The organism is Streptomyces sp. NPDC051963, from assembly GCF_044593495.1.
Classification (GTDB): domain Bacteria; phylum Actinomycetota; class Actinomycetes; order Streptomycetales; family Streptomycetaceae; genus Streptomyces.
The window spans coordinates 675,453-691,351 of the sequence record NZ_JBIUCC010000006.1; the positions used below are offsets into that span (position 1 = coordinate 675,453).

The 15,899-nt window shown below is 70.7% G+C and carries 15 protein-coding genes; 9 read left to right on the plus strand and 6 right to left on the minus strand.

The features are described from left to right. The first annotated feature begins 100 nt into the window (after positions 1 to 100). The gene (locus tag ACIHFB_RS27540; protein WP_365282772.1) at positions 101 to 1,024 is read left to right on the plus strand and encodes a MurR/RpiR family transcriptional regulator; all 924 of its coding nucleotides are present in this window, start codon (positions 101 to 103) and stop codon (positions 1,022 to 1,024) included. Between the two features lie 303 nt (positions 1,025 to 1,327). Next, a complete protein-coding gene (locus tag ACIHFB_RS27545; RefSeq protein WP_365282770.1) occupies positions 1,328 to 1,699 on the plus strand; it encodes a hypothetical protein in 372 nt (123 codons plus the stop codon). A gap of 9 nt (positions 1,700 to 1,708) precedes the next feature. Here the strand turns inward: ACIHFB_RS27545 and ACIHFB_RS27550 are convergent, their stop codons facing one another. After that, a complete protein-coding gene (locus ACIHFB_RS27550; protein ID WP_400128212.1) occupies positions 1,709 to 2,344 on the minus strand; it encodes a peptidoglycan-binding protein in 636 nt (211 codons plus the stop codon). A gap of 223 nt (positions 2,345 to 2,567) precedes the next feature. Here ACIHFB_RS27550 and ACIHFB_RS27555 point away from each other — a divergent pair, with 223 nt between their 5' ends. After that, a complete protein-coding gene (locus ACIHFB_RS27555; protein WP_365282973.1) occupies positions 2,568 to 3,245 on the plus strand; it encodes a TetR family transcriptional regulator in 678 nt (225 codons plus the stop codon). A gap of 160 nt (positions 3,246 to 3,405) precedes the next feature. Next, a complete protein-coding gene (locus ACIHFB_RS27560; protein ID WP_365282768.1) occupies positions 3,406 to 3,819 on the plus strand; it encodes a zinc ribbon domain-containing protein in 414 nt (137 codons plus the stop codon). 25 nt (positions 3,820 to 3,844) lie between these two features. On the opposite strand, the gene ACIHFB_RS27565 is transcribed toward ACIHFB_RS27560, so the two are convergent. After that, complete coding sequence (locus ACIHFB_RS27565) at positions 3,845 to 5,197, minus strand: Gfo/Idh/MocA family protein (RefSeq protein WP_400128213.1); 1,353 nt, start codon at positions 5,195 to 5,197, stop codon at positions 3,845 to 3,847. A gap of 213 nt (positions 5,198 to 5,410) precedes the next feature. Between ACIHFB_RS27565 and ACIHFB_RS27570 the strand changes: the two genes are divergently transcribed. Then, the gene (locus ACIHFB_RS27570) at positions 5,411 to 8,176 is read left to right on the plus strand and encodes an alpha/beta hydrolase family protein (RefSeq protein WP_400128214.1); all 2,766 of its coding nucleotides are present in this window, start codon (positions 5,411 to 5,413) and stop codon (positions 8,174 to 8,176) included. Here ACIHFB_RS27570 and ACIHFB_RS27575 read toward each other — a convergent pair. Both ACIHFB_RS27575 and ACIHFB_RS27580 read right to left on the minus strand, forming a co-directional pair. After that, entirely contained in the window at positions 8,173 to 8,574 is a 402-nt protein-coding gene (locus ACIHFB_RS27575; protein ID WP_400128215.1) for a PPOX class F420-dependent oxidoreductase, read from the minus strand. The two genes, ACIHFB_RS27570 and ACIHFB_RS27575, sit on opposite strands and share 4 nt — an antisense overlap. Positions 8,575 to 8,630: 56 nt before the next feature. Continuing rightward, a complete protein-coding gene (locus tag ACIHFB_RS27580; RefSeq protein WP_400128216.1) occupies positions 8,631 to 9,809 on the minus strand; it encodes a MalY/PatB family protein in 1,179 nt (392 codons plus the stop codon). Between the two features lie 25 nt (positions 9,810 to 9,834). Between ACIHFB_RS27580 and ACIHFB_RS27585 the strand changes: the two genes are divergently transcribed. Together ACIHFB_RS27585 and ACIHFB_RS27590 are read left to right on the plus strand one after the other, a co-directional pair. Next, positions 9,835 to 10,866, plus strand: a complete 1,032-nt coding sequence (locus ACIHFB_RS27585; RefSeq protein ID WP_365282760.1) for a hypothetical protein — start codon at positions 9,835 to 9,837, stop codon at positions 10,864 to 10,866. A gap of 96 nt (positions 10,867 to 10,962) precedes the next feature. After that, positions 10,963 to 12,327: a S1 family peptidase gene (locus tag ACIHFB_RS27590; protein ID WP_365282759.1), complete on the plus strand. Its 1,365-nt coding sequence runs from the start codon at positions 10,963 to 10,965 to the stop codon at positions 12,325 to 12,327. 49 nt (positions 12,328 to 12,376) lie between these two features. Here the strand turns inward: ACIHFB_RS27590 and ACIHFB_RS27595 are convergent, their stop codons facing one another. After that, positions 12,377 to 12,562, minus strand: a complete 186-nt coding sequence (locus ACIHFB_RS27595; RefSeq protein WP_365282757.1) for a hypothetical protein — start codon at positions 12,560 to 12,562, stop codon at positions 12,377 to 12,379. Positions 12,563 to 12,662: 100 nt separating this feature from the next. After that, a complete protein-coding gene (locus ACIHFB_RS27600; RefSeq protein WP_400128217.1) occupies positions 12,663 to 13,811 on the minus strand; it encodes an ROK family protein in 1,149 nt (382 codons plus the stop codon). Between the two features lie 163 nt (positions 13,812 to 13,974). On the opposite strand from ACIHFB_RS27600, the gene ACIHFB_RS27605 reads away from it, so the two are divergent. Both ACIHFB_RS27605 and ACIHFB_RS27610 read left to right on the plus strand, forming a co-directional pair. Continuing rightward, positions 13,975 to 14,940: a carbohydrate ABC transporter permease gene (locus ACIHFB_RS27605; protein ID WP_400128218.1), complete on the plus strand. Its 966-nt coding sequence runs from the start codon at positions 13,975 to 13,977 to the stop codon at positions 14,938 to 14,940. Positions 14,941 to 14,958: 18 nt separating this feature from the next. Next, complete coding sequence (locus ACIHFB_RS27610; protein WP_400128219.1) at positions 14,959 to 15,891, plus strand: carbohydrate ABC transporter permease; 933 nt, start codon at positions 14,959 to 14,961, stop codon at positions 15,889 to 15,891. Positions 15,892 to 15,899 lie beyond the last annotated feature (8 nt).

Genomic DNA, 15,899 nt, shown 5'->3' on the forward strand with positions numbered 1-15,899 from the left:
CGTCTGCCCCCGCAGCGCTCGATATGCGCTCGTACAAGCCCTGGTCACCACGGTGTGTGAGCTATGTTGAACGACTGTGGGAGACAAAGGAGGCGCACCGGTGCCATCGCCGCAGCAGGCACGTGCACAGGCGTCCGCGATCACCTCGGGCAAGTCGGTTCCGGAGACGGAGGCCGCTCCGAGTTCCCAGCTCAGGTCGCTCTTCGACCGGCCGCGGCTGTCGCCGGGGCAGCGACGTATCGCCCAGTACCTGATCGAGCACATCACCGAAGCGGCGTTCCTTTCGATCACCGACCTCGCCGAACGGGTGGGCGTGAGCCAGCCCTCGGTGACGCGTTTCGCGGCAGCGGTCGGCTTCAGCGGTTACCCCGCGCTACGCGAAAAGCTCCAGTCGATCGCGCTCGGCACGCTCGCCGGCGGCCCCGCGGCGGACGAGGAGAACCAGGGCAACGAACTCCAGGCGGCGGTCGACGCCGAGATCGAGAACCTTGAGAACCTGAGACGGGACTTCGCCGACCCCGACCAGGTGATCAGCATCGGCCGCAAGCTGTCGGAGTCGACCCCGCTGACGGTCCTCGGCCTGCGCATCTCGGTGTCCCTCGCCGAGTACTTCGCGTACGCGGCACGGCGCGTCCACCCCGATGTGCGGGTGGTGACGCGGGGCGGCAGCGTCGCCTACGACGCGCTGCTCCAGTCCCGCGAGGCCGGCGGCACCTGGGTGCTGGCGTTCTCGATGCCCCGGCACGCCCAGGAGACCCTCACCGCGGTCCAGGTCGCGCGCAGCGCCGGGCTGAAGGTCGCGCTGATCACCGACCTGGCGCTCGGGGCCGTGGCCGACGAGGCCGACGTCACCTTCGCCACCGGCACCGGCTCCCGGCTGGTCTTCGACTCCTACGCCGCTCCCGGCGTGATCGCGGCGGCGTTGCTCCAGGCCATGACCGACGCCGACCCGGAGCGCACGCAGGCCCGGCTCGAGGAGTACGAGCAGATCTCCGACCAGCACCAGTTCTTCCTCAGGGACTGATTTCCCGCTCAGGGGCCGTCCGCCGACCCACCCGCAGCGCGCTCCACGAAGTGCCACAAGCGGACCAACCCCCCCAAACCGCGCATGAATGTTTTCATGCGCCTTGCAAAGCGGACGGCATATATAAATACTTCACACCCGAACACCCGAAGCCGCCGTCTCCTACCCGCGTCGGCGCCCAGGGTGTTCGGACGGGCATCGCCTGCGCGAGCGCCCGAGGCGGTCCCGGCCATCCCCTAGGCCGGGACCGCCCAACCTCGTCGGACCACCCCTCACGACGCCCCGCACCCGGAAGCGATCACCATGACCCTGACGACCACGCGCATCAGCTCGGACTGGCCCTGCCAGGTGAAGGCCCCCGGCAGCTACGACTGGGAGCGCACGGCGGCCAAGTGGCTGCGCGAACTGGTGCCGGCCCGCTACGCCAGCTACCCGGCCCTGATCCGCCACCCCGTGCTGCTCGCCCGGCACGCGCAGATCCAGGTCCAGCACGAGATCCGGGTCGCCCGCACCGCCCTGCAGACCGCCCGCGCCGATCTGCCCGCGCTCGGTCTGCCGGAGTCGGTCATCGAGCACACGATCAAGCTCTATGCGGCAGAGGTCCTCCAACTCCAGCACATCGCGCGCAGCGTACGGGCGGTCACACAGGCGCTGGTGGACAACTCCGTACGCTGAAGCGCGGGTTCAGCCGGCGCCCGTGCGGGATTCCAGGTCCCGTCGTGTGTCGTCGCCGTAGACGCCGGTCTCGTCACCGCGGATGCCGTACCAGAGCTGGAAGCGGGCCACGGCCTCGGTGAGGACGGTGTCGTAACTCCCGCTGGTGGAACCGTCCTCGTAGACGTTCGGGATGCGCAGCAGCCGCTCCTGAAGGTCCGTCACCTCCGGGCCGGACGCTCCCTCGCGGAGGGTGCCGGGGCCGTCGGGGTCGGCCGGTGCGCTCGCGGTGGGCGCGGCGGCGGACGTGGTGGGGGCGACGGGTGCGGGGGCGGCCGCGTCGGCGTCGCTGCGGCCGGGGAGCAGGAGGGCGCCGCCGAAGCCGACGACGGCGGCCGCGGTGACGGCGATCGCCACGGCGGTGCGGCGCCGGCCCACTCCGGGACGGTGCACCTTGCCGGCGAGCACGGGCGGCAGTTCCTGTGTCGCGTCCTCGGATCCGGGCAGCGGCGCCGGTACGGGCACGGACTCGTAGGCGCCAGTTCTCGGCGGCAGGTCCTTGAGCAGTTCGGCGAGGGCGTCGGTGCGGCGGGGACGCAGGACGCGTACCGGCTCCAGGGGTGGCCGGTCGTCGTGCGGCTGCCGGGGTTCGGGCGGTGTCGGCACCGCTCTTCTCCTTCCGTCCCGTGCACTGGGGTCCGGGCGGTTCCCCGTGGAGGGATACGTGGCGCCCGCACCGGGAGTTCAGCGGGCCAGGCACCTCACCCTCAGAACCGGCTTGAGCCCTCCGCACCGGGAGCACTCAGTTCCCCCTCAGGTGCGCACTGAGTGCCACATCTCCGGAGCGAGTGCTACGTTCCCGACCATGAGCTCCACCGTGAAACCGCCCATGCGGGACGCCCTGGTCGCGGCGGCCTTCCAGCTGTTCCTGGAGCGGGGCTACGAACAGACCACCGTCGACGACATCGTGGCGCTCGCGGGGGTGGGGCGGCGCTCGTTCTTCCGCTACTTCCCCTCCAAGGAGGACGTGGTCTTCCCCGACCACGAACGGTGCCTCGCCGACATGACGGCCTTCCTGGGCGCCGGCGCGGAGGAGGACGAGCCCGTGCAGCGAGTCTGCGACGCGGCCCGGCTGGTCCTGCGCATGTATGCCGAGAACCCGACGTTCTCCGTGCAGCGCTACCGCCTCACCAAGAAGGTGCCGGGGCTGCGCGCGTACGAGCTGTCCGTGGTCTGGCGCTACGAGCGCGCTCTCGCCGAGTATCTGCGGGGGCGGTTCGCCGGCCGGCGGGACGGGACCCTCCAGGCCGACGTGATTGCGGCCGCCGTGGTCGCGGCCCACAACAACGCGCTGCGTTCCTGGCTGCGTTCGGACGGACAGGACGACGCGGACTCGGCCGTGGACCACGCGCTCGGGTACGTACAGTCCGCCTTCGGCGCGGCCCCTTCCGCTTCCGCCCCCCTCGTGGGCGAACAGCCGGAGGACGTCGTGGTGGTCGTCTCCCGGCGCGGTGCACCGCTGTGGCGGATCGTCCAGGAGATCGAGTCGACGCTCGGACGCGACTGATACACACACGGCTTCCACATCCATCGGGTACGCAGTGCCTTTACGCGTGGCACTGAGTGCCATACGCTGAGGCCGTGCACGGTGGCACGGTGAACCGGGCACGTGCGTGCACGGTCGACCCGCGCACGTGGATTCCGGCCGAGCGCAGGGAGTTGACAGCGTGTACCACCACTCAGGAAGCGTTGCCCGTCAGACAGTCGGCTCCGGAACGGGCGTACTCGACCCCGCTGTTCCGACCGCGGAGGCCATTCACTTCCAGCGCTGCACCTGGTGCGGCACCGCGATGTACCACCGTCTGCTGTGTCCGGTCTGCCAGGGCAGCGACCTGCGGACGGAGCGCAGCGAAGGCGTCGGCACGGTCCGCCACTCGACCGTGGTGCACCGCAACTCCCCCGCCGCGCGCAATGTGTCCCTGATCGAGATGGCCGAGGGGTTCGTGGTGCGCGGCCGGGTCATCGGCCCGGCCATCGGCATCCACAGCGGGGACCGGGTCCGGCTGTCGACGGTCAAGGACCCGGTCCGCGGCGAGCCGGTGTTCCAGCTGGTCGACGAGCCGTTCCGGGCCTGGAGCTGACGAGGTCCCAGCCCACGGAAACCGGTCACGACAGGTCGTACAGGCCAGGTATCAGATCGCGCACGAGCACCGGCCGCCCGGTCTCGAAGCACTCGTTGGCGGCGAGCCCGACGGCCAGGGCGAGCGCGCCGTCCCGTTCCGTCGCCGTCCGCGCCACCGCCTCACCGCCGGTCACCGGATCCCCGGCGTGGACCGGCCCGAAGATCGCCTCCAACATGCGCGGGTCTCCCCCGCCATGGGCCTCGTGCGCGGTCTCCACCTCGATCTCCGTCGGCGGCCGCCACAGCGGACGCAGGGTGAGCCGCACCCCGCCCGCGTGCTCGGCGGCCGTGTCCCCGTGCAGGGCGCCGGAGTGGGAGGCGACCCGGGTCACGGGCGGCTGCCAGTTGCTCTCCTCGACCTCGAGTTCCAGGCGGCCGGCGCTGCCGTTGAACATGACCCGGTAGCCCTCCCACGGCGAGTAGGCCGTGAGGTGGTACGTCATGGTGGCGCCCCGCACATACCGGACCAGGACGGCCATGTCGTCCTCGATGCTGATCGGCCCGTCGAAGACGTTGCGGTCGCGCAGGTAACCGTCGTCCTGCTCGGCGTCGAGATAGAGGGCGCGCAGGGTGTCGTTGGCCGCGAGGTCCAGGGCGAAGGGGTCCTCGGCGGCCGCTGCGGCTCCGTGGGCACGGTCGTACTCCCGGCGCAGTCCGTGACGGGCGCCCGCCTCACGGCCGTAGAAGCCGAGCCGTCCGTAGCCGAAGGCCTCGGCGGGCTGGTCGGCGAGCCACCAGTTGACCAGGTCGAAGTGGTGCGAGGACTTGTGCACCATGAGCCCGCCGCTGTGCCGCTTCTCCCGGTGCCAGCGGCGGAAGTAGTCGGCGCCGTGGCGTACGTCGAGCAGCCACTCGAAGTGGACGGACAGGACCTCGCCGATCGCACCGTCGGCGAGCAGGGCGCGGACCTTCTCGTGCACGGGGTTGAAGCGGTAGTTGAAGGCGACGGTGAGGGAGTTGCCCGTCTCCCGGACGGTGTCCAGGATGTGTGCGCAGCGCTGCGCGTCGACGGTCATCGGCTTCTCGGTGACGACACGGCAGCCCGCCTTCAGGGCGGGGACGATATAGCGGTCGTGCTCGGCGTCGACGGTGGTGACGACGACCTCGTCGATGTCCTCCTTGGCGAGCAGGTCGGTGAACCGCTCGGGTTCCCACCGGGTGGCGGGCGGTTCCCCGGCGTCGGCCAGCAGCAGGTTGTGGAACGCCATCCGGGTGGGGTTGGGGTCGCACAGGGCGACGATCCGGTGGTCGGGGCGTTCGGCGAGGGCGCGGGTGAAGGTCTGGGCACGGTGGCCGGTACCGACGACGACCGCGCGCAGAGGAGTTGATCGGCTCATGAGCGAGCCCTTCCCGCCCGCCGTCCGCGCAGTCCTCGATCAGCCGGATCGTGCGGTCGCCCTTCCGAGCGAGTGAGCCAACTTCCCTTCCTGAAGCTCAACTTGCCCCCTCTTCACAGGCAACCCACAACCCCCACACCTCGTCCTCCGAGACGCGAGGGCCCCTTCGGAATCGGCCGGGGGCGCCCGAGCCGAGGGCGGAGGAGGAGAACGTTGTCACGTGCCCGGCGAATATGGGTGACCGCTGCAGCGGTGCTCGCGGTGGTGGGGGCATCACCAGGAATGGCGCAGGCGCAGCCGACCGGGAGCGCCCCACTCGCGGTGCAGGCGGACCTTCCACCGGGCTGGCAGGTCACCGGCGAAGGCCAGGACCGGCAGTTGGTGTGGCGGTCGGCGGACCCGGTGCCCATGGGTGACGCCCGGGTCGAGTTCTACGACGGTGACCGGCTGCTCGGCAGACCCGCGGCGGCCAGGGACGGCCGTACGTTCCGGCTGGACCTCGACGCCGTACCGCTGAAGTCCACCGAGGACCTTCAAGTCCTGTCCGGCGGACGGCGACTGGACGCGGCCGGGGTCGCCGAGGAGAAGCGGCAGGACCGGCGTTCACCGGCGGTGGCGAACCCGCCTGCCGCGCTGCCGGCGAACTCCGTCGACCCGGGCAAGCCGGGCTCGTACCGGACGGTCACCGGCGAGTACAAGCTCGACTCCGTGAAGCTGCCCGATTTCCCGGAGCCGGTGGAGATGCAGGCCGTGGTGGTGGCACCGGACGGCGCCACCGGCAAGCGTCCGCTCGCTCTCTTCCTGCACGGCCGGCACGGCACCTGCTACAAGCCGGGCGCCGAGGACGCGACCGGCGACTGGCCCTGTCCGTCCGGCATGAAGTCGATCCCGAGCCACCGCGGCTATCTGCGTGACCAGAAGCTGCTGGCATCGCAGGGCTATGTGACGGTGTCGATCTCGGCCAACGGCATCAACGGGCAGGACTTCGCGGCCGACGACGGCGGCGCGCAGGCCCGTTCGTCGCTGGTGCGGCAGCATCTCGCCCGCTGGGCCGACTGGGCCGGGCACCCGGACACGGCCCCCGCGATCGTACGCAAGGCGCCGAAGACGGACCTCTCGCGCGTCCTGCTGGTCGGGCACTCGCGCGGCGGTGAGGGCGTGAACCGGGCCGCGATGGACAGCCTCTACCCGCCGCCGACCGCCCAGGACGGCTACCACGGCCGGGTGCGCTGGCACATCCGCGGCACCGTGCTCATCGGCCCGACGATCTTCGGCCAGAACCCGGTCCCCGACGTGCCGTCCGTGACGATCCTGCCGGGCTGCGACGGCGATGTCTCCGACCTCCAGGGCGAGGTGTACGTCGACGGCACCCGCTCGGTCAGCCGGGGCACCGCACTGCACAGCGCCGTCTACGTGGTGGGCGCCAACCACAACTTCTTCAACAGCGAGTGGACGCCGGGCCAGGCCCAGGCACCCGCGAACGACGACTTCTGGGACGACGAGGAGCAGCCGGACAAGGTGTGCTCGCCGGGCACCCGGACCCGGCTGACGGCCGACCAGCAGCACAAGGCGGGCGCCACCTACATCGCGGCGGCGGCCCGGCTGTTCGTCGCCGGTGACGACCGGGTACGGCCGCTGCTGGACGGCTCGGGCAAGCGGGCGCCGTCGGCGGACCCGGCGCGCGTCCTGACCCACGCGGTCGGCGCGAACCGCCGCGCCGGGTTCCTGCCGGACGGCAAGGTCTCCGTGACCGGCGCTCGGCTGTGCTCCGCGGCCGATCCCGATCCGGCCGTGGCCTGTCTGGACCCCGAAACCGCCGGTGGTTCACCGCACTTCGCGTCCTGGGAGACGGGACGGGAGGTCGGCCGCGGGGCCGTGGCGCTGCGCTGGTCCCAGCCGGGGTCCGTGGCCCGGGTGACGCCCGACAAGCCGTTGTCCCTCGGCGGCGCCAAGGGACTGACGCTGCGTGTGATCGTGCCGCCGAACACCACCGGCACGCAGCTGGACGTGGCCGTCACCGACACCGCCGGGCGACGGGCCACCCTGGGCCGGGTCCGCGTGGACGGGCTGCCCGGCAGTGACCGGACCGCCTCGTACTGGGCGCGCGAGGTCCGCGTGCCGCTGGCGGCCGCCGCCGGTCTCGATCTGCGGCACATCAAGTCCCTTGAACTGACGCCGCGTTCCGGGTCCGGGAAGGCCTGGCTGATGGACGCCTGGGGCTGGCGCCCCGGCACGCCCGCGGTGCGTGCGGCCGCACTGCCGCGCGTCGACATCGGCCGCCTCACCGTCAAGGAGGGCGACTCGGGCGTACGGACCTATCAGGTGCCCGTGCAGGTGTCCGGACAGGGCAGCGGCCAGGTCCGCGTGTATGTCGTCGACCCGGACACGGGCCAGGCCGAGGATCGGCTGGTGACGGTACGGCCCGGCGGCAACGACATCGACGTACCGGTACAGGTCGAGGGCAACACGCGCTTTTCGTACGGCGACGCCACCGACGTGATCGTGAAGGCGGTCCGCAACTCGGTGATCGGCTCGTACCGGGGCGGGGTGACCGCGGAGAACGACGACCCCGCGCCGACGGTCAGCGTGACGCCGGTGGCCGACCGGGTGACCGAGGGGCAGCCCCTGAAATGGCGGGTGTCCCTCTCCGCGGTCGCCGACGCGGACATGTGGGCGTTGTTCAGCGTGGAGCCGGTGACCGGCGGTACGGAACTGTCCACCAAGGACGTCGACCCGCAGTGGCTGGAGGAGTACTCGGGTGAGTCGCCTGACCCGGAACGCCCGCTCTCCCAGTTGGAGGGCCTGTACCTGTGGATGGACATCCCGGCGGGGCAGACCTCCGTGGAGGTGCTCCTGCCCACGGTCAAGGACACGGTGATCGAGCCCGCGGAGTCCGTGCGGTTCCGGCAGGCCGACGACTCCGGTGAGCCGCAGAGCGACGGGGCGGTGCTCAGCGGGACGGTGCTCGACGCGTCCTAGTCGGCCGGCTTCGGGGGCGTGAGCGTCACACGGATGCCCACGGTCCCCTTCAGCCCGCGCCTCACCCTGCTGCCGAGCAGGGTGAGGCGCCCGAGGAGGCCGTACTTGCGCGCGAGGAGTGTGCGGTAGCGGGCGGTGGTGTCCTCGTCGCAGATCTCGGCGGTGGCCGGGACCTGGTCACCGGTCGGGTTCCCGCGCAGATCGCAGGGGCCGACGAGGACATCGCCGCGCGCCCGGATCCGCTTGACCTTCCAGGATTCGGCGGGCGTCCACACCCCGAGCGTGTTCCCGTCGCGCACCACCCACACCGGAGTGGCGACCGGAGTGCCGTTCCGCCGGTAACTGGTGATCAGCAGGTACTGGCCCGCAACGAGCCGCTGCAACGCCGTGTCGTCCATGACCGGCAAGTCTAGGCAGCCGCCGGTCGTTCCAGGCGCGCGAGGTACAGGTCCCCTCACTCCAGCGCCGCCACCATCCTGCGCACCGCTTCCTCGATCACCTCCGGCGACGTCGCCAGATTCAGGCGTACGTGCCCCGCCCCGCCCATCCCGAAGGGGATCCCCGAGTTCAGCGCCACCCGCCCACGCTCCAGGAAGACGTCCGCCGGATCGTCCCCGAGGCCGAGCGCCCGGCAGTCGAGCCAGGTGAGGTAGGTGGCCTCGCCGGGTCGGTGGCCGATCGCGGGGAGGTGCTCGGTCAGCAGGTCGGCGAGCAGCCGCCGGTTGTCGTCGAGGCCTGCCAGCAGCGCGTCCAGCCAGCCGGTGCCGTCACGCAGGGCGGCGGTGTGGGCGATGACGCCGAGGTGGCTCGGCCCGTGACTGACCTCTTCGGGGAGCCGGGCGAGATCGGCGGCGGCTGCGGGGCCCGCGACGGCCAGCGCGGCCTTGAGGCCGGACAGGTTCCAGGCCTTGGACGCCGACATCAACGACAGTCCGTGTCCACCGCCCGGCACGCTGAGGTACGGCACGAAGTCGACGCCGCCGGCGACGAGCGGCGCGTGGATCTCGTCGGCGACGACGCGCACGCCGTAGCGGTCGGCGAGGGCGGCGATCGCGGCCAGTTCGTCGGCGGTGTGCACGGTGCCGGTCGGGTTGTGCGGGCTGCACAGCAGGTAGGCCGCCCGTCGACCGTCCGTGACCGCCCGCCGGAACGCCTCTTCCAGCGTGCCGAAGTCGATCCGCAGTTCCGCATCCAGCGGGGCCTGGAGCACCCGCCTGTCCATGTGCTCCACGAACAGGAAGAACGGCGGATACACGGGCGGGTTCACCACGACCGCGTCCCCGGGGCCGGTGACCAGCTTGATCATCTCGACGACGCCGAGCATCACGTCGGGCACGATCGCCGTATGCTCCACGGCGAGCCCGTCCCAGGCCCACCGCTTGTCGGCGAATTCGGCGAGCGCCTCGGCGTAGGCGGTGCCCGCGGGATAGCCGGTGTCTCCCAGCGCGAGCGCGTCGGTGACCGCGCGGACCACGGGTTCGGCGAGCGGCACGTCCATCTCGGCGACCCACAGCGGCAGCACGTCGTCGGGGTAGGCGCGCCATTTCATGCTCGTACGTCGTCGCAGGCTGTCGAGGGTGAGTGCGCGCAGCGGATTCGGTTCACCGGACGTCTCGTGCGGGATCCTGGTCATGGGGCTCAAGATAGGGGGCTGTGGCGTGACGTGGAATCGCGAGGAGCGACCCGGGGCGACCGCCGGGATTCTGGAGGTGGCCTGCGACGAGTCGGGGTCCGACGGTGAGAATCTCACCGGCGGGAACACCGATGTCTTCGCGCACGGCAGTGTGCGGCTGCCGATGGATTCCGCGGCCGGGTTCGTGCAGGAGATACGGGACCGGATCCGTTCGCCCGCCGAGGAGTACAAGGCGAACCATCTGCTGCGGGAGAAGCACCGGGCGGTGCTGGAGTGGCTGCTCGCGCCCTCGGGCCCGATCCACGGGCATGCGCATGTGCATCTGACCGAGAAGACGTTCTTCGTCGTGGACCGTGCCGTCGATCTGCTGCTCGGCGACTCCGCCGACGCCGTCGCGCTCTTCCGGCAGGGTCCGCCGACGTTCGGGGCTCAGGGCTGGCGGGAGTTCCTGGAGGCGGCGAACCGGCTGCTGCGCGTCAGGAACGACGGTGAGCCGCAGCTGCCCGTCGAGGGGTTCTTCCGCACGGTCGACGGCCTGCGGCGCGCGCGTTCCGGTACGGCAGCGGCGGCCACCCTGGACCGGCTGGCCGCGGCCCGGCCCCGAGCGGACGCCTATCGCGCCGGGCTCCGATACGGCCAGGTACTGGTACCCCTCCTCAATCCCCTGCTGCCCGCCATCGTCCACACCGCCGCCCACTGGAGCGCGGGAGGCAGGCCCGTCCGTCTGGTCCACGACCGGCAGAACATGCTCACCCCGGAGCGCATCGCCTGGATCGAGACGGCGGCTCGGCGGGCCGGTTTCGGGCTCGACGGGCTGCGGCTCGTCCAGGCGGGCCTGGATCCGCGGGTGCAGGTCGCCGACTTCCTCGCCGGGATCGCCCGCAAGATCGCCTCAGACGAACTGAACGGACGCGGGGACCCCGCCCTCACGGCACTGCTGCGCCCCTACGTGGACGCGGAGTCCGTCTGGGGCGACGAGGCAAGCTGGGCACGGCTCGGGCCGGAGGACGTCACCAGGGAAGGGCCGCGGGCCCTGAATGGATCACCGATCCGCTGAACGCGCCCGCACTGGGCCACGTACCTAGGGAGGGCGCTCAACTTCCGGAGGGCCCCGTGGTGTTGACACCACGCTGTTCTGGTTCGGGAGCCATGCATGAGGCACGCACGACGACGGGTCGTCCGGCGGGTGGCACAGCTGGCGGCGGTCGGCGGACTCCTCCTGGGAGGCACGATGGTGACACGGGCGGTGGCGAGCGAGCCGCCCGGCGCCGAGCTGCCGCGTACGTTGGCGCAGTCCGCGGGCGAAACGGGTACCGGGCTGGTGTCACGGTTGGGCACGTCCCATACGGCGGGCAGTTGGGTCGACGCCCAGGGCCGCCCGGTCGTCGCCGTCACCGACGAGGACACGGCCGCCGAGGTGAAGGAGGCGGGAGCCCAGGCCAAGCTCGTGCGGTACAGCATGCAGGACCTGAAGTCGGCCACGTCGACGCTGGGTTCGGCGCCCAAGGTGCCCGGCACCGCCTGGGCCGTCGACTACAAGTCCAACGAGGTCGTGGTGCGCGCCGACCGCACGGTCTCCACCGACGACTGGAACGAGTTGTCCGAGATCGCCGACGGCATCGGCGGTTCGGTGCGCATGGAGCGCACCACCGGCACCTTCACGACCCGCCTCAACGGAGCGAAGCCGATCCTGTCGACCGCGGGCCGCTGCTCCGCGGGCTTCAACGTGACCGACGGACAGCGTGACTTCATCCTCACCGCCGGGCACTGCGGTCCCACCGGTTCCGTCTGGTTCTCCGACAACCGGGGCAACGAACAGGTCGGCAGCACGACCATCCAGAGCTTCCCCGGCGACGACTACTCGCTGGTGCAGTACGCGACCGGCAAGGCGGGCGACGGCGCCGACGTCGTGGCCGTCGGCGAGGGGCGGGGCGTGCGGATCACGGGGCTGGGCGAAGCGTCCGTCGGGCAGCGGGTGTTCCGCAGCGGCAGCACGAGCGGGCTCCGTGACGGTGAGGTGACCGCGGTCAACGCGACGGTCAACTACCCGGAGGGCACGGTCACCGGCCTGATCGAGACGAACGTGTGCGCCGAGCCCGGTGACAGCGGCGGGCCGATGTTCTCCGAGGGGATCGCCCTCGGTGTGACGTCGGGCGGCAGCGGCGACTGCACGGCGGGCGGTACGACGTTCTTCCAGCCGGTGACGAAGGCGCTGGCCGAGCTGGGTGTGAAGCTGCTGGTCGCCGCCCCGGACAACGCCGGGCAGGGCGCTTCACCGGCCCCCGCGGCCACGCAGGGTGCGAACGCTCCCGGCGATGCCTCGCCCGGGTCGTCGGCTTCCGTGACGGGCATCGTGGACGCGTCGACGCTGCTGTCACGGCTCGCGAACCCCAGGAACATCGGTCCGGGCCTGCTGGTCATGGGAGGCAGCTTGATCGCGCTGGTGGCAGCGCGCTACTTCCGTGCGGAACAGGACCGCAAGGCCTATCAGCGCTACTACTCGGCGACATGGGGCTGACGACGGGAATCCGGGCCGGCGGTGACGCGGGGCGGCCGTCCGGCTGCGCTCAGGCCGCCTTCGCCGGCTGCGGGGCCGCTGCGGCCCACTCCAGGACGAGGCGCTGGTACTTCTCGCGCTGCTCGCCGCTCAGTGTCCCGCCCGACCGGCGCCACAGGGCCCGGATCTCGTCGTTGACCTCGTCAGCCGAGCGATCGGAGGCGGGTTCAACAGTGGTGGACATGGTGTGAAGCATACGGTTCCCGAGGTGAAGGCCCCGTGAGTAATCACGAGCATTTCGGACATAAGGGACCGTGTTGCTGATCACGTCCATCTGCCAAGAACTCGTGCGGAGTTCAACCATCCACACCTCCAAGCACCAGTACCTGGATGGCCAGTACGGCCGCCCCGCGCGCCCAGTCGTGAAAATCGGACACCCTCGCTTCCAGGTCAACGGGCGGGGCCAGCGGGTGACGCTGCACCTGTAGCGCCTCGTCCACCGTCTTGCGCGCCACGTCCATCAGGCCGACCCCCTCACCGGCCAGCAGGATCTTCTGCGGCTGCGCGAAGTTGGAGATCTGCGCCACAAGCGTGCCCAACGCCCACGCCGACTCCGCCACGACCCGCGCGGCCACCGGCTCCCCCGCGGCGGCCATGGTGAGGATCTCCTCGTAGGAGCACTCCCGGCCGAGGGCGGCCTGCACCTGGTAGCGGATGCCGGGGATGGTGAGGAACGACCAGGCACTGCCGCGCACCCCGTCCGGCGTGAGCGGCCCGTACCGGTCGATGACCCATCCCGGGCCGAAGCCGACGAAGGGCACCCGCTTGCCGCCCAGGACCAGTCCGTAGCCGATGCCGGCGCCGATGGTGAGGACGACGAAGCGGTCCAGACCCCGGCCCGAGCCGAACCAGGACTCGGCCTCGACCAGCGCCTCGACGTCGTTCTCGACGACCACCGGCAGCCCGGTGCGCTCCTCGACCATGGAGCCCAGCGGCACATCGCGCCAGGACAGGAAGGGCCCGTCACGGACGGTGCTGCGGTCCTGCACCAGACCCCCCACGCCGATGCCGATGCCGGCGACGCCCTGATGGTCACGGGCCAGCTCGACCGTCATCTCGGCGATCAGGTCAGCCACCTCCGCGGGTTCATGCGTGCTGAGCGGGCGGTCGTGACGTGCGGCGATCTCACTTCTGAGGGTGGTGACGACGCCGTACACCATGTCGCCCGTGATCTTGAAGCCGAGGAACGAACGGGACTCGGCGACGACGTCCAGCGGCTGCGAGGGGCGGCCCTGCCGGGCCTCCGCCGGCAGGGTCCCGTCCGGGACCTCGACCAGCAGGCCGGACTCCAGCAGCGGCTTGGTGAGCCGGGTCAGACTGCCCGCCGAGAGATTCAGCCGCCGGGCGATCTCCGAGCGCGACAAGGGCCCGCGCACGAGCACCTCGATCGCCACCGAGCGCTCACCCGCGCTCAGCGGCAGCCAGCTGGCGGCACCTGCGTCCATTCGGCCTGGACCCCCTGGTTTCTTTTGTTACGGAAGCAATGAACCCACTCTATGTGGGCCAGGCGACTTTCAAAAGATTCCTCCCCGCATCTTGACGGCCTGATTCTTTCGCCACAAAAGTAAGTGGCCTGAGGTTGAGCCGCCGCAGACGAGGGAGTCTCTGATGACCATCGCCTCCAGCAGCCCTCCGTCGCGCATGCCGCTCGGCGGCGCGGCGGAGGGACGGACGAAGACCGGCACCGGCCGGACGCGAGCCCGCGAGGGCGGGGGTGACGGCCGGCTCGCGGTCCTGTTCATCGCGCCCGCCCTGCTGGGCTTCCTGGTGTTCCTGTTCTGGCCGACGCTGCGAGGCATCTATCTGAGCTTCACCCGGTTCAATCTGCTCACCCCGCCGGAGTGGGTGGGCTTCGACAACTACGTCCGGATGGTCAAGGACCCCATCTTCTGGGACTCGTTGGCGGTCACCGTCGAGTACGTGGCCATCAACATCGGCATCCAGACGGTCTCGGCGCTGGCGATCGCCGTGCTGCTCCAGCGGCTGACCCAGTCGGCGGTGCTGCGCGGGATCGTGCTCACGCCGTATCTGATGTCGAACGTCGTCGCGGGCATCGTCTGGCTCTGGATCCTGGACACCCAACTCGGCATCGGCAACGAGATCATCGCGGCGGTGGGCGCCGACCGGATCCCGTTCCTGGCGGACGAGACCTGGGCGATCCCGACGATCGCCCTGATCAATGTCTGGCGGCACGTCGGCTACACCGCGCTGCTGCTGTTCGCCGGGCTCCAGGCCATCCCGAACGACATGTACGAAGCGGCGAAGGTCGACGGCGCGAGCGAGTGGCGGATGTTCTGGCGCATCACGATGCCCCTGCTCAGGCCGGTCCTCGCGGTCGTTCTGATCATGACGGTGATCGGTTCGTTCCAGGTGTTCGACACGGTCGCCGTGACCACGGCGGGCGGCCCGGCCAACGCCACGAACGTGCTCCAGTACTACATCTACGGCGCCGCCTTCGGCCGCTTCCAGTTCGGCTACGCCTCGGCGATGTCCGTGGCCCTGCTGGTGGTGCTGAGCGCGATCACCTTCATCCAGTACCGGCTCACGCGGGCCGGCCAGACCGATCTCGGCTGACGGAGAGGAGCAACCGACATGGCTGTCGTGACGGCTACGCCGACGAACGCGACGAAGGTACGGCCCGCACAGCGCCGCAGGCTCTCCCCCGGCCGGGTCCTGGCCTGGGCGGTGATGGCCGCGATCACGCTCATCACCCTGCTGCCCTTCTACTGGATCCTGCGCACCGCACTGTCCTCGAACCCGGCACTCGCCGCCCACCCCGGCGATCCGCTGCCCGTGGACCTGACGACCGGCGGTTTCGAACGGGCCCTGGGCCTGCAGTCCACCGACGAGGCGATCGCCCAGGGCGGCTCGGGCGGCGGGCTGAAGTTCTGGCGCTATCTGATCAATTCGGTGGTCGTGTCCACCCTGATCACCTTCTGCCAGATCTTCTTCTCCGCCATGGCCGCGTACGCCTTCGCACGACTGCGGTGGCGCGGCCGGGACAAGGTGTTCGGGCTGTTCCTGGCCGGGCTGATGGTGCCCACCATCTTCACGCTGCTGCCGAACTTCGTGCTCATCAAGCAACTCGGCCTGGTCGACTCCTTGTTGGGCATCGCCCTGCCGACGATGTTCATGACGCCGTTCGCGGTGTTCTTCCTGCGGCAGTTCTTCATGAACGTGCCCCGGGAGGTCGAGGAGGCGGCTCTGCTCGACGGTGCCGGGAAGATCCGGATCTTCTTCCGGGTCATGCTGCCGATGGCGTCCAGTCCCATCCTCACGCTGGGCGTGCTGACGTACATCACCTCCTGGAACGACTACTTCTGGCCGCTGATGGTCTCCTACAGCGACAGCTCGCGCGTGCTCACCGTGGCGCTGGCCATCTTCCGGGCGCAGACCCCGCAGAGCGGCTACGACTGGTCCGGCCTGATGGCGGCCACGCTCATCGCCGCGCTCCCGATGCTCGTGCTCTTCGGCTTCTTCGCGCGCCGCATCGTCAGCACCATCAGCTTCACGGGCATCAAGTAAGGGGACTG